Below are 13,169 nucleotides of genomic sequence, written 5' to 3'. Positions count from 1 at the left end.
CAGGTTCTGAGTAAGGCATGCAGTTAGATATGCCACTTTAGCAACAGGGTAGGACGAGTGATGAAAAATATAACCCGGCAGACATGCGGTCTGCTGTTTGGTTTGCTGCTGTTGACTGGCTGTAAGCCACAGCAGGACGTTACCACGTTACGGCTGGCACATGCGCTGGATCAGCAACATGTGGTACACAAAGCCATGGTGCTGATGGCAGAGCGGCTGCAGCATTATTCCAACGGCAGCATGCAAATCGAGATTTACAGCGGCGGCCAGCTTGGCAATGAACGCGAGTTAGTCGAGTTGCTGCAAATTGGCAGCCTGGCTATGACCAAGGTATCGGCCAGTTCGGTAGAAAGCTTTGTACCGCAAATGCGCGTATTTAGTGTGCCCTATATTTTTAACGACAATGCGCATTTATGGCAGGTGTTAAACAGCTCCACCGGGCGGCAATTACTGCAAGGGCTAGACACCGCCAGGCTGCATGGTTTGGGTTATTACGATGCCGGCAGCCGCAGTTTTTACTCTACCAATACTGAAATTCATAGTCCGGCCGATTTGCGAGGCAAAAAATTCCGCGTGCTGGCCAGCCAGACCGCGGTGCGGATGGTAGAGGAACTGGGCGGGGCTGCCACGCCGGTCGACTGGGGCGAGCTGTACACTGCCCTGCAGCAAGGCGTAGTAGATGGTGCTGAAAACAACCCGCCGAGTTTTTACCTGTCGCGCCATTATGAGCTAAGCCAATATTACACCCTGGATGAGCACACTGCGGTGCCGGATGTGCTGATTATGAGCCTGCCGGTATGGCACAGCCTGACACCACAGCAGCAACAATGGTTGCAGCAGGCCGCCAATGATTCGATTGCGTTTCAGCGCGCGGCCTGGCAGCAGGTGTCGGATGATGCGTTAGCCGCAGTAAAAGCAGCGGGTGTTAAGGTAATTTATCCGGATAAACAGCCGTTTCGTGATGCCGTAGCGCCATTTCATCAGAGCCTTAAGCAAACCGATATCGGGCCTTTATTGCAGCAAATTGCCGATATTGGCAGCCAGATGGAGCAACACCATGACTAAGCTTTTGCATTGGGTCGACTGCGTCCTGAAGTGGTTTCTGGCGGCATTAATGGCCGCCATAGTGCTGGTGGTGTGCTGGCAGGTGGTGTCACGTTTTGTACTAAATGCACCCAGTTCAATTACGGAGGAGCTATCGCGCAGCTTATTAATCTGGATTGGTATGGTGGGCGCAGCCTTTGCCTACCGCACCGGCGTGCATCTGGGGCTGGACATAGTGACACAAAAATTCAGCCCGCCGGTGCAGCGGCAACTGGCCATGGTGCTGACAGCAGCAGTGGTAATTTTTGCTTTCGCCGTGATGGTGGTAGGCGGCGGTAACCTGGTGGCGCTGACCTGGGAGCTAAACCAGATGTCGGCGGCGCTGAATATTAAGATGGCGTATATCTATATAGCGCTGCCGTTATCCGGGCTGCTGATTGCCTTTTATGGCGTATGCCAGCTGTATTTTATGCTGATAAAAAAGCCGCTGCAGCCGGTTAAGGGGATGCACTGATGGAAATGGCTATTCTGGTTTTACTGCTGGTGTTTTTTGTTTTATTGCTGCTAAACGTACCTATTTCATTTTGTATCGGTTTAGCCACGTTGGCCACCATGCTGCTAAGTGTCGACTTTATGCCGGCAGTGACCACTATGGCGCAGCGCATGGCCGGCGGTATTAACAGCTTTGCGCTGCTGGCGATTCCGTTTTTTGTGTTGTCCGGGCTTATTATGGGCCGTGGCGGTATTGCTAAACGCTTAATTGAATGTGCGATGGCGTTGGTGGGCATGCTGCCAGGCGGTTTGGCGCTGGTTAATGTGGTGTCCTGCATGTTTTTCGGTGCTATCTCCGGCTCGGCCGTGGCGGCCACCTCGGCAATTGGCAGCTTTATGCTGCCAGAGATGAAAAAGCAGGGCTACGATGTCAATTACAGTGCCGCTGTTACCGCAGCGGCGGCCACTACCGGCATGCTGATCCCGCCAAGCAATATTTTAATTGTCTATGCAATTGCCAGCGGCGGGGTGTCGATAGCAGCACTGTTTATTGCCGGCTATTTACCGGGTATTTTATTGGGTGCCGCGCTGATGCTGGTGTGTGCCGGTTATGCCAAACTTAAAGGCTATCCGGTAGGTGCGCGTCTACCTTTAAAGCTGGTAGTACAAAAAGTGGCAGCCGCCTTACCCAGCCTGTTTATGATTTTTCTGGTCATTGGCGGTATTGTCAGCGGCGTCTTCACTGCTACTGAAGCAGGCGCCATTGCGGTGGTGTATTCGCTGATTTTGGCGGTCGGCTGTTACCGTGAGGTTAAAACCAGCGAATTGCCGGCCATTTTAATGAAGTCGGCAGAAACTACCGCCATCGTTATGGCATTAATCGCAACATCGTCCGCGATGTCGTGGATTTTATCTTACGAGCAAATTCCACAAAGCATCAGCGCCGCTATGCTGGCACTGAGTGATAACCCGCTGCTAATTCTGCTGATGATTAACCTGATCTTGCTGTTGGTTGGTGCCTTTATGGATATGACGCCAGCGGTGCTGATTTTTACGCCGATTTTCTTGCCGGTAGCGGTAGAGCTGGGCATGAGCCCGCTGCATTTCGGCATTATGATGGTGCTGAATTTATCCATCGGTCTGGTATCACCGCCGGTGGGCAGTGTGCTGTTTGTCAGTTGCGCGATAGCCAAAACTAAACTGGAAGCCATTATCCGGCCATTAATGCCGCTGTATCTGGCGATGTTTGTCGTGCTGATGCTGGTAACTTATGTGCCGGCGATCAGTGAATGGCTACCGGCGCAGTTTGGTTTTTAACGGTTTATCAGCTCAGGAGCAATGCTATGGTAAGCTACGTGATACCGAATCTGGCTAATGCATGTCGCATTTTGTCACTGGTGACAGAGTCCGATCAGGGCCTGAGTTTAACTGAGCTGGAGCAGCGCCTGGCGGTACCGCGCACCACGGCCTTTCGCATACTACAAACGCTATGCCAGCAGCAGGTGCTGGAAAAACACGGCAAACGTTATCTGGTGGGGGCCCAGCTGTTTAAAATGGGCTTAAATTTGCTTAGCTCGCAGCGTTTACAGCAACAGGCTTTGCCGATGCTGCAGCAGCTGGCGCTGAGCACTGGGTTAACTGCGCATCTGGCCTTGCCACACAGCGCAGGCGCCTTACTGGTAGAGGTATGTGACAGCCCGAATCCGCTGCGGTTGGCCGCGCGGCCCGGCACCCTGGCCGACTTTAATTGCTCGGCTGCCGGCAAGGTCTTTTTGGCATTTTTGCATTTTGATCAGTTACAACAGCTCAGCGATGCCGGTTTGTTTAAACGACGTACAGCACGCAGTCTGTTGCAACCAAATGAGTTAACAACAGAGTTGCAGCGGATACTGGCTCGCGGTTATGCTAGCGACGAAATGGAATACCATGATGACGTGCGTTGTCTGGCGGTGCCGGTACGGAATGCGCAGGGTTGCGTGGTCGCCGCCGTTGGCATTACCGGCCCGCTGCAATTGTTTGCCAAAAAAGTGCAAACCGATCTGATTGCCAGTGTAAAACAAACGGCAATAGATATTGCGCTTAGCACCTACCGGCCGCAACTGGTCGCTAACAGCGCGCGTGGTCAATAAGATGAGACTTATGCAAAAACAAGCCACGATAAACGATGTCGCCCGCATAGCCGGTGTGTCCAAACGCACGGTATCGCGGGTGATCAATGGCTCGCTCAGTGTTGGCGATACCACACGCACCCGGGTAGAAAAAGTGATCAGCGAGTTAAAATATTCGCCCAATACCCAGGCGCGTGGCTTGGCGTCCAGCCGCTCTTATTTGCTCGGCTTAATTTACGACAATCCCGATGCACTCTATCTGGATGACGTACAGCGCGGCGTGCTGGAAGTCTGCTCAAACCTAGGATACGAACTGGTCGTGCATCCGTGCCGTTACCGCAGTGAAACTCTGGTAAATGACTGCCTGCGCTTTATGCAGCGCTCCAAGTTAGATGGCGTTATTGTATTACCGCCGGTGTCGGAATCGGAAACTCTGGCACAGGCGCTAAAAGACTCTGGCAGTGCTTATGTGCGGTTAAGTTCAGTAGCGCTGGATGAAGCTAAACATATAGTAGTGTCGGACGATCGCGCAGCAGCAGCTGAGATGGCGCGCTATTTTGCCCAGCTAGGCCATCAGCATATTGCTTTTATCAGTGGGCCGCAGCGCTATAAATCCTCTACCGAGCGGATGGAAGGCTTTCAGCTTGGCTTATCCGCTTATGGCATTAAATTGCGACCAGAGTGGATTATCGAAGGTAACAACACCTACGAAACCGGTATTGAGTGCGCCCGCCAACTGCTGCAAATTGAAAATAAACCAACGGCTATTTTTGCCAACAATGACCAGATGGCCGCCGGGGTACTTAAAGTCGCCCATAGTCTGGGGATCAAAGTGCCGGAGCAATTATCGGTAGCCGGCTTCGACGACAATATGCTGGCCTCCAGGGTGATCCCAGCGCTGACTACGATCAAAAGGCCGGTACGGCAAATGGCGCTGTTGGCTACCAGTAAGCTGATAATGTCGATTGAAAACAATGAAAAGGCCGCTGGTAATGTTGGTGCGAAAGTTGCGCCAACCCTGGTAGTACGTGAGTCTACCGCCAGAGCACCAGACAGTAGCGATTAGGTTGCAGGCCTGATACAGATAAATAAATTCCACTGGTAAAACTTTTGTGCCACCGTTGGCAAAAAAAATGTCGAATTGCTTGCCACCGGTGGCAAATTGGTTATTATAGTAACAATTGCTAACGGAAGCCGGCTGAACATGCCAGCTTAGCTTCACCAGAGGTAGCCGATGACAGACAGACAAAAGCGACAACATTTAAAAACCTTAAGCCTGGCCACAATGGGCTTATCTTTATGGTCATTAAATGGTTGCTCGTCGGTCGCGGCACTCACTACCCCGGCCAGCGATGCCGCTGATGCTGTGCTGTGGCAGCAGGCTGACGACATTATTGCCGGTATCGCCCTTACCAGGTTTGCACAGCGTGATTTTGTTATTACGGAGTTTGGCGCCAAAGCGCTGGCAGATTTTGATAGCAGCGCAGCCATTAACGCCGCTATTGCCGCCTGTGCCGCTGCCGGCGGTGGCCGTGTCGTCGTGCCGGCGGGGCGCTTTAACACCGGGCCGGTGCAGTTAAAATCTAACGTTAACCTGCACTTGCAAAAAGATGCGCTGTTATCGTTTTACCCTGAACCAGAGCGTTATTTACCGGCGGTGCACACCCGCTGGGAAGGTGTTGAGCTAATGGGCTATTCGCCGCTGATTTACGCCTTTGAGCAGGAAAATATCGCCGTGACTGGCGAAGGCATTTTGGAAGGCAATGGCAGCAATGCGCACTGGTGGCCGTGGAAAGGTAAATGGAAACATACGCCGTGGCCGTTAGACGCCAAAACCGATCAGAGTAATACCCGTAATCCGCTGTTTGAGATGGCCGAAGCCGGGGTACCGGTTCGCGAGCGTGTGTTTGCTGAAAATTATTTACGGCCGCCGTTTATTCAGCCGTATCGCTGCAAGCGGGTATTGATAGAAGGTGTAACCATTCGTAACTCGCCGTTTTGGCTGGTTAACCCTGTGCTGTCTGAAGATGTGATAGTGCGCGGCGTAAACTGCGTTAGCCACGGACCAAATTCTGATGGCTGTAATCCGGAGTCCAGCAACCGGGTATTAATTGAAAACTGCCTGTTTGATACCGGTGATGATTGTATTGCGCTGAAATCCGGCCGTAATAACGATGGCCGCCGTTTGGCTACCCCGGTGCAAAATGTGGTGATCCAGGATTGCATTATGCGTGCTGGCCACGGCGGAGTGGTGCTGGGCAGTGAAATCTCCGGCGGTGCGCGCAATATTTTTGCCCGCCGCTGCCGTATGAGCAGCCCCGACTTAGAGCGTGGTATTCGTATTAAAACCAATTCAGTACGCGGCGGTTTAATTGAAAATATCTCTATCCGCGATATCGATATCGGCGAAGTTAAAGACGCTATTGTGATTAATTTCTTCTACGAAGAAGGTGATGCCGGTAACTACTTGCCGCAGGTAAAAAATCTGCATATCAGTAACTTACGCGTGCAAAAAGCACAGCGGGCGTTTTTGCTGCGTGGTTTCGAACGGGCGCCAATCAGTGGTGTAAGTTTGCATCATCTGCAGTTTAACCAAACCGGCAGCCTGGGGGTGCTGGAGAATGTGGCGCAGATTGATGCGGTCGATCTAACCTTAAATGGTGAGATATTGCAGTTATAGATGCTACGTGAGGTATCGCGGTACTTTATAGGGAGAATCGACTTGCCCTAAACCAACCGTTGAAGGCATGGATGCCTGAATCGAGCCTACAGGGATGTATTTACGGCGTGTTGGTGTGGGCAAGTCGGTTCGAGCAAACCATATTAGTGGACTGTATTTTTTTAAACCCAGTTTGCCACCGCTAGACAAGGGGCAGGAAGGCTGAATATGAGCACAGAGCAAAAACCCGGTTGCAGTACCAAACTGGCTACACCGGCAGATATCGGCGAGCAGCTGCAGGTGTTGCAGGTGCACCCGCGTGACAACGTAGTGGTGGCACTGCAGCCGCTAGCGCAGGGTGCCGCCTTGCCCGCGCCGTTCGCCCAGCTCACTGCACAGCAGGCCATACCGGCGGGGCATAAAGTCGCGCTGACCAACATCGCCAAAGGCGAAAGTGTTATTAAATATGGCTTTGCCATTGGTGCGGCAACGGCTGATATCAAAGCCGGCGAGCATATTCACTCGCATAATCTGGCCACCAAACTCAGCGGCCAGATTGATTATCGCTATGATGGCTGTCAGGCGCAGCCACTGCAATTTCCCTCCGGTTTACCTGCAGAATTTATGGGCTATCGCCGTGCTAACGGCAAAGTCGGTACCCGTAATGAGCTGTGGATCATCAACACCGTAGGCTGTGTTAACCGCGCCGCGATGCGGGTGGCCGAGCAGGCCCGCAAGCGCTATGGCGATGATATCGAAGGTATTTATGCCTTTACCCACCCGTTTGGCTGCTCGCAGCTGGGTGATGATTTAGATCATACCCGCCGCTTACTGGCTGGCCTTATTCAGCACCCCAATGCCGGTGGCGTTTTGGTCATGGGCTTAGGCTGTGAGAACAATCAGCTAAGCAAGTTATTAGCCGCCAGCCCGGGCGTTGATCTACGCCGCATCCGCTCTTTTAATGCCCAGCAGGTAGAAGATGAGATAGAGCAGGGCCTGGCAGCGGTAGATGAGTTAGTCGCACAGATGCGCAGCGATAAACGCACGCTGTGCCCGGTGTCAGATTTAGTTATGGGCATGAAATGCGGTGGCTCGGATGGTTTAAGTGGCTTAACCGCTAACCCGCTGGTCGGTCGTATTGCCGATTTAGTCGCTGCCGGCAACGGCAAAGTGGTGCTGACCGAAACGCCGGAAATGTTCGGTGCAGAGCAGGTATTTATGGCACGGGCGAAAAACGAGCAGGTGTTTAGCGATATCGTCAGCCTGGTGAATGACTTTAAGCAGTATTTTATCGACAACAAACAACCGGTATATGAAAACCCCAGTCCGGGCAATAAAGACGGCGGCTTAACCACACTGGAAGAAAAATCGCTGGGCGCCATTCAAAAAGGCGGCTCGGCGATAGTAAACCAGGTGATCCGCTACGGCGATCTGGCCAGCCAGAGTGGCTTAACGCTGCTGGAAGGGCCGGGTAATGATGCAGTGTCATCCACTGCCTTAACCGCTGCCGGTGCGACCTTGCTGCTGTTTACCACTGGCCGTGGCACGCCGCTGGGCTTTCCGGCACCGACGGTAAAAATATCATCGAATTCATCGCTGGCCGCCCGTAAGCCACAGTGGATTGATTTTGACGCCGGCGGTCTGCTGCAACAAGGCCAGGACGCTGAGCAGTTTAGCCATGACTTTTTCCGTTATCTGATTGATGTCGCCTCCGGCAAAGCCACGCGCAACGAAGTGTCGGATAACCGTGAAATTGCCATCTGGAAAAACGGCGTCACGCTTTAATAAAACATATTGAATATTAAACACTTTTTAGAACAGGACTTGAATATGGCACAGAGTCGTCGCTTAGAACTGCACCCGGACCGGTTATTTCCGTCAGATCCTGTGGTGCGCGATATCGCCCGGCGTTTATATCTGCAAATTAAAGACTTGCCGATTGTCAGTCCGCACGGCCATACCGATCCACGCTGGTTTGCCGAAGACGCCAACTGGGATAATGCCACTGCCTTATTGCTGCTGCCGGATCATTACGTATTTCGCATGTTGTACAGCCAGGGTATTGCGCTGGAACAGCTTGGCATCCGCCGTAAAGACGGCGCCGTGGTAGAAAGTGATTACCGCAAAATCTTTCATATTTTTGCCAAACACTATTACCTGTTTCGCGGTACACCGTCGCGCATCTGGCTGGATACGGTATTTCACGATGTATTCGGTTTAACCGAAACCCTGTGTGAAGACACCGCCGATCATTATTACGACAGCATTAACGCCCAATTGGCTAAGCCAGAGTTTAAGCCGCGCGCGCTGCTTGAGCGTTTTAATATCGAGCTGATTGCCACCACTGAAGGCGCGTTAAACGATTTAAAACACCATGCCAAACTAAAGGGCAGCGGCTTTGAACGCCGCGTTATCACCACTTTCCGCCCCGACGATGTGGTAGATGCTGACCGCGCTGATTTTGCTGCTAACGTAGCAAAACTGAGCGAAATTACCGGCGAAGACACGAAAAGCTGGCAAGGCTACCTGGCCGCGCTACGCAAACGCCGTAAAGTGTTTCGCGAACATGGCGCTACTGCGACTGATCACGGCCACCCGACGGCAATAACGGCCGATTTGCCAATGAAAGATGCCGCTGCGCTGTTTCAGCGCTGCTTAAGCGGTAAAGCCACACCAACTGAGACCGAGCTGTTCCGCGGCCAGATGCTGACCGAAATGGCCGGCATGAGCCTGGAAGATGGCATGACCATGCAAATTCACCCCGGCGCGCACCGTAACCACAACAAGGTGATATTCGAGCGCTTTGGTGCCGATAAAGGCGCGGATATTCCAAGCCCGACCGAATACGTGCAGGCACTAAAACCGCTGCTGCAGAAATACGGCAACGAGGCCAGCCTGAACATTATTTTGTTTACGCTGGACGAAACCACCTATGCCCGCGAACTGGCACCATTAGCCGGCCATTATCCGGCGTTAAAACTCGGCCCGGCCTGGTGGTTTCACGACAGCCCGGAAGGCATGCTGCGCTTTCGCCATCAGGTAACCGAAACCGCTGGTTTTTATAACACTGTGGGCTTTAACGACGATACCCGGGCGTTTTTATCTATACCGGCGCGGCACGATGTAGCGCGGCGCATCGACTGTCGCTTTTTGGCAGGCTTGGTGGCCGAGCACCGCTTAAGCGAAGAAGAGGCCGGCGAATTAGCCTACGAGCTGACTTACGGCCTGGTAAAGAAAGCGTATCAATTAAAGTAAATTGCTTTGTGGGCAACACACGGACTTAACTGCGAAGCTCAGTAACAGCTAAACAAAGCGTCTGCCGCATGGATGCGGCAGAGACAAATTCGTCGGGAACGAATTTGAATGGCGTAGCCACCCGAAGGGCAAACTGCACGAGGCAGTTTGTCAGTCAACAGGGAAGGGTCTACGGCGTCTTTGTGTGCTGTTTCTGAGTGAAGCCGCATAGGAACGAGTCTTTATGTGCTGTCTGACCGCAAAGCCAAAACCTGACTGCGTCCAGATAGGGCGGGTAAGGCAAGGATACAGATGACACAACTAAACAATCAGACGCTGGCAAGCCTAAACGGCAAGTTGCCAATTCCGGCTTACCGGCTGGCAGAGCAAAAGCCGCAAATCGGCATAGTACATTTAGGCCCTGGCGCGTTTTTCCGCGGCCATCAGGCCTGGTATACCGAACAGGCACTGCAATTTGGCGGTGACTGGGCCATTAGCGCCGTGTCCATGCGCTCGCCCGATGTCAGCCAGGCGTTAACGCCACAAGATGGCCTCTATACGCTGGCCGTGCTGGATGCCGTGCAAAGCTATCAGGTGATCGGCTCGGTGCAGGAAGTGCTGATTGCCAGCGAACAGTACAGCCAGGTGTTAGCGCGCTTAACCGCCGCCAGCACCAAATATGTCACCCTGACTATTACCGAAAAAGGCTACTGCTTAAATAGCAGCGGTAAGCTGGATTTACAGCACAGCCAGATCCTGCTGGATTTAACCGGTAGCAGCCAGCCCGTTACCGCTATTGGCTTGCTGTTTACGGCGCTGGCCGCGCGCTATCAGGCCAATATAGCGCCGTTTTGTCTGATTAGCTGCGACAACTTAACTGACAATGGCCATAAACTGCGTAATGCGCTTATTGCCTTTGCGGAGCAAAAAGACCCGGTTATTGCCAACTGGCTAAGCCAGCAGCTGCTAAGCCCTTGCACTATGGTCGACAGCATTACGCCGGCCACCGACGATGCCATTAAAGCCCAGGTTGCCGGGGTGTTGGGCGTGCAGGATAACTGGCCGATTAAGCGCGAAGCCTTTGTGCAGTGGGTAATTGAAGATATTTTACCGGCCGATAGGCCGGCCTGGCAGCAGGCCGGGGTGATTTATGCCCAGGACGTTACGGCGTTTGAAAAAGCCAAATTACGTTTACTTAATGCGCCGCATTCCACCCTGGCTTATGTCGGTTGTTTGCTTGGTTATGAGACCGTATGCGATGCCATGCAGGATAAGGTGTTAACGCAATTTATTCAGCAAATGATAAACGATGAGATCATGCCATCCTTTACGCCACCGGCTGAGCTCGATGTCAGGCAATACAGCAACGATATATTGGCGCGCTTTCGTAACCCGGCTATCCGCCATCTGCTGGCGCAAATTGCCTGGGATGGTTCACAAAAGCTGCCAATGCGCATACTGCCCGCCATTAGCGACAACTTAGCCGCCGGTCAAGCTATTGATAAACTAGCCTTTGCCATCGCCGCCTGGTGCCGTTTTATTGTTAAGCGGTATAGCGAGAATGAAAAACTGATCGACCCGCTTGCTGAGCAATTACTGGCCGTAGCCGCGCAGTGCAGCGGCAATGCCGATACCGACGTGGCGCTGTTTTTGGCCGTTGACGCCGTATTCCCACCCCAGCTTAGTTTAAACAAAGCCTTTTTTAGTGCAGTGCATACTGCGTATCAGCAACTTGTTACCCGGCCCGCCGCTGCGCTGGCGGCCTATGCAGGAGTTATTTAATGTCGTCTTTACCTCCGCTGTTGTCGTCTGAGCCGTCGTCAACGCTGTCTTCAGTAATCAAGGGGCCGGCGTTGTTGCCGATAATTCAGGCCGACACGCCACATGAAGCTGTCGCCATTGCCAAAGCGCTGGCCGATGGCGGTGTTGGCTCGGTTGAAGTAGTGCTGCGCACCCGCCAGGCGCTTGCTGCCATTACCGCTATTCGTACCGCCTTGCCCGACTTATTGGTTGGTGCCGGTACCGTGTTATCAGCCACCGATGCTAACGCCTGTAAAGCGGCCGGCGCCCAGTTTCTGGTTAGCCCGGCCAGCACAGCAAAGCTGTTAGAGGCGATGCTGGCCAGCGGCTTGCCATTTGTACCCGGTGTGGCGACGCCGTCGGAAATTGCCATGGCGCAGGAATATGGTTTGCGTGAAGTGAAGTTTTTCCCGGCGCATTTATCCGGCGGCATTGAGATGCTTAAAGCACTGAGCGGTGTATTTCAACAGATGAAATTTTGCCCCACCGGCGGTATTGGCCAGCATAATCTGGCTGAATTTTTAGCCTTGCCGAACGTATTTGTCGCTGGCGGTTCCTGGCTGACACCGGCTAGTATGGTGCAAACCCAGCAGTGGAGCCAAATTACGGCATTAGCTGCTGCGGCAACCGCCATAGCCAGGCAAATTAAAACCGCAGCTTAAGGAGAGGGCATGAGCAAACGTATTGTCATTATGGGAGAGTGCATGGTCGAGCTGTATCAGCTGGTCGACAATGTCTATCACCAGAATTTTGCCGGTGACGTTTTTAACACCGCAGTGTATTTAAAGCGCACCTGTGAAAACCCGGTTGATGTGCAGTTTTTTACCGCCGTCGGTACCGATCTGATCAGTGACAAACTGGTGCGGGCAGTCGAGCGGGAAAAAATAGATACCAGCCTGATGCTGCGCACCAAAACTGCCCGGCCTGGCCTGTATATGATTAATACCGATGCTTTTGGCGAGCGTAGCTTTGTGTACTGGCGCGACAGCTCGGCGGCAAAACAGGTACTGCAGTGTTTTAATGCTCAGCTTAGTTACGACGCCATTAAAGGCTGCGATATGTTTTATTTTTCAGGTATTACGCTGGCGATTTTGTCTGATAGCGACCGGGAACAGTTGTTCGGGCTGGTTAAGCAGCTAAAAGCTGACGGCAGCCAGATAGTGTTCGACCCGAATTACCGCCCGGCGCTGTGGCCGCATGCTGAAGCGGCCAAAGCCGCTTTTATTCAGGCCTATAGCTTGGCTGATGTCGCGCTGCCGGGGCTGGACGATCATCGTGTGCTGTTTGAAGCGCAAACCACTAACGATGTAGTGGCACAGCTGACCGAGCTGGGTGTAAGCGAAATTATTGTCAAAGATGGTAAAAACGGTATTAACGGCCGTTATCAGCAGCAAGCGTTTACCGCGCTGGCGCATCCGGTGAAGAAGGTGGTAGATACCACCGCCGCCGGCGATTCGTTTAACGGCGGTTATCTGGCAGCGCGCTTGGGTGGTATAGCACCGCAGCATGCGGTGAAGTTCGCTGCCCGCCTGGCTGGTTTTGTCGTAGAACACACCGGCGCTATTGTCAGCAAGGAACACTTTAACGGCTTTTGGGCGCAGAACCGGCCTTCTGTGTTTGTGAAGTGATGATTGGGCCGGTATTGGTGGTTGGTGACGCCGCAATAAAACACGCAGACACGCCGTAAACCCATCCCTGGGGGCTCCTCTCCCGCATCCTTGCGGGAGACGGTCTGCTTAGTTTATTCCGGCATCACTAACGTAGCAGGTTGGAACCCCGAAGCGCACAGCCACAGAGTGTCTGAGTGAGCGAAAGCGAGCGAGTTGCTGTGG

The 13,169-nt window shown here is 53.0% G+C and carries 11 protein-coding genes; all 11 read left to right on the top strand.

The annotated features are described in order from the left end of the window. The first annotated feature begins 60 nt into the window (after positions 1-60). The 11 genes from MN202_RS06240 (at position 61) to MN202_RS06190 (ending at position 12,965) form a co-directional block, all read left to right on the top strand. The gene (locus MN202_RS06240) at positions 61-1,065 is read left to right on the top strand and encodes a TRAP transporter substrate-binding protein (protein WP_335735235.1); all 1,005 of its coding nucleotides are present in this window, start codon (positions 61-63) and stop codon (positions 1,063-1,065) included. Then, positions 1,058-1,558: a TRAP transporter small permease gene (locus MN202_RS06235; RefSeq protein WP_335735234.1), complete on the top strand. Its 501-nt coding sequence runs from the start codon at positions 1,058-1,060 to the stop codon at positions 1,556-1,558. Before MN202_RS06240 ends, MN202_RS06235 begins: the two co-directional genes overlap by 8 nt. Continuing rightward, positions 1,558-2,853, top strand: a complete 1,296-nt coding sequence (locus tag MN202_RS06230) for a TRAP transporter large permease (protein WP_335735233.1) — start codon at positions 1,558-1,560, stop codon at positions 2,851-2,853. Before MN202_RS06235 ends, MN202_RS06230 begins: the two co-directional genes overlap by 1 nt. A 26-nt stretch (positions 2,854-2,879) precedes the next feature. Continuing rightward, positions 2,880-3,665 (top strand): IclR family transcriptional regulator, encoded by a 786-nt coding sequence (locus MN202_RS06225; protein ID WP_335735232.1) that lies wholly within the window; start codon positions 2,880-2,882, stop codon positions 3,663-3,665. Between the two features lie 10 nt (positions 3,666-3,675). Then, positions 3,676-4,710, top strand: a complete 1,035-nt coding sequence (locus tag MN202_RS06220; RefSeq protein WP_335735231.1) for a LacI family DNA-binding transcriptional regulator — start codon at positions 3,676-3,678, stop codon at positions 4,708-4,710. 168 nt (positions 4,711-4,878) lie between these two features. Continuing rightward, positions 4,879-6,324, top strand: coding sequence for a glycoside hydrolase family 28 protein (locus MN202_RS06215; protein ID WP_335735230.1), 1,446 nt, complete (start codon positions 4,879-4,881; stop codon positions 6,322-6,324). Between the two features lie 207 nt (positions 6,325-6,531). After that, positions 6,532-8,088, top strand: a complete 1,557-nt coding sequence (locus tag MN202_RS06210) for a UxaA family hydrolase (protein WP_335735229.1) — start codon at positions 6,532-6,534, stop codon at positions 8,086-8,088. Between the two features lie 45 nt (positions 8,089-8,133). Then, positions 8,134-9,558: a glucuronate isomerase gene (uxaC, locus tag MN202_RS06205; protein WP_335735228.1), complete on the top strand. Its 1,425-nt coding sequence runs from the start codon at positions 8,134-8,136 to the stop codon at positions 9,556-9,558. A gap of 291 nt (positions 9,559-9,849) precedes the next feature. Then, positions 9,850-11,319 carry a mannitol dehydrogenase family protein gene (locus tag MN202_RS06200; protein ID WP_335735227.1) on the top strand — a complete coding sequence of 490 codons (1,470 nt, stop codon included), beginning with the start codon at positions 9,850-9,852 and terminating at the stop codon, positions 11,317-11,319. Continuing rightward, on the top strand, positions 11,319-11,999 hold the full coding sequence (gene eda, locus MN202_RS06195) for a bifunctional 4-hydroxy-2-oxoglutarate aldolase/2-dehydro-3-deoxy-phosphogluconate aldolase (protein ID WP_335735226.1): 681 nt from the start codon (positions 11,319-11,321) through the stop codon (positions 11,997-11,999). Before MN202_RS06200 ends, eda begins: the two co-directional genes overlap by 1 nt. A 9-nt stretch (positions 12,000-12,008) precedes the next feature. Then, a complete protein-coding gene (locus MN202_RS06190; RefSeq protein ID WP_335735225.1) occupies positions 12,009-12,965 on the top strand; it encodes a sugar kinase in 957 nt (318 codons plus the stop codon). Positions 12,966-13,169: the final 204 nt, after the last annotated feature.

It is taken from the genome of Rheinheimera muenzenbergensis, assembly GCF_036984005.1.
Lineage (GTDB): Bacteria > Pseudomonadota > Gammaproteobacteria > Enterobacterales > Alteromonadaceae > Alishewanella > Alishewanella muenzenbergensis.
The sequence above is the reverse complement of the archived record's forward strand: the minus strand, read 5'-3'. Positions and strand labels throughout refer to the sequence as shown.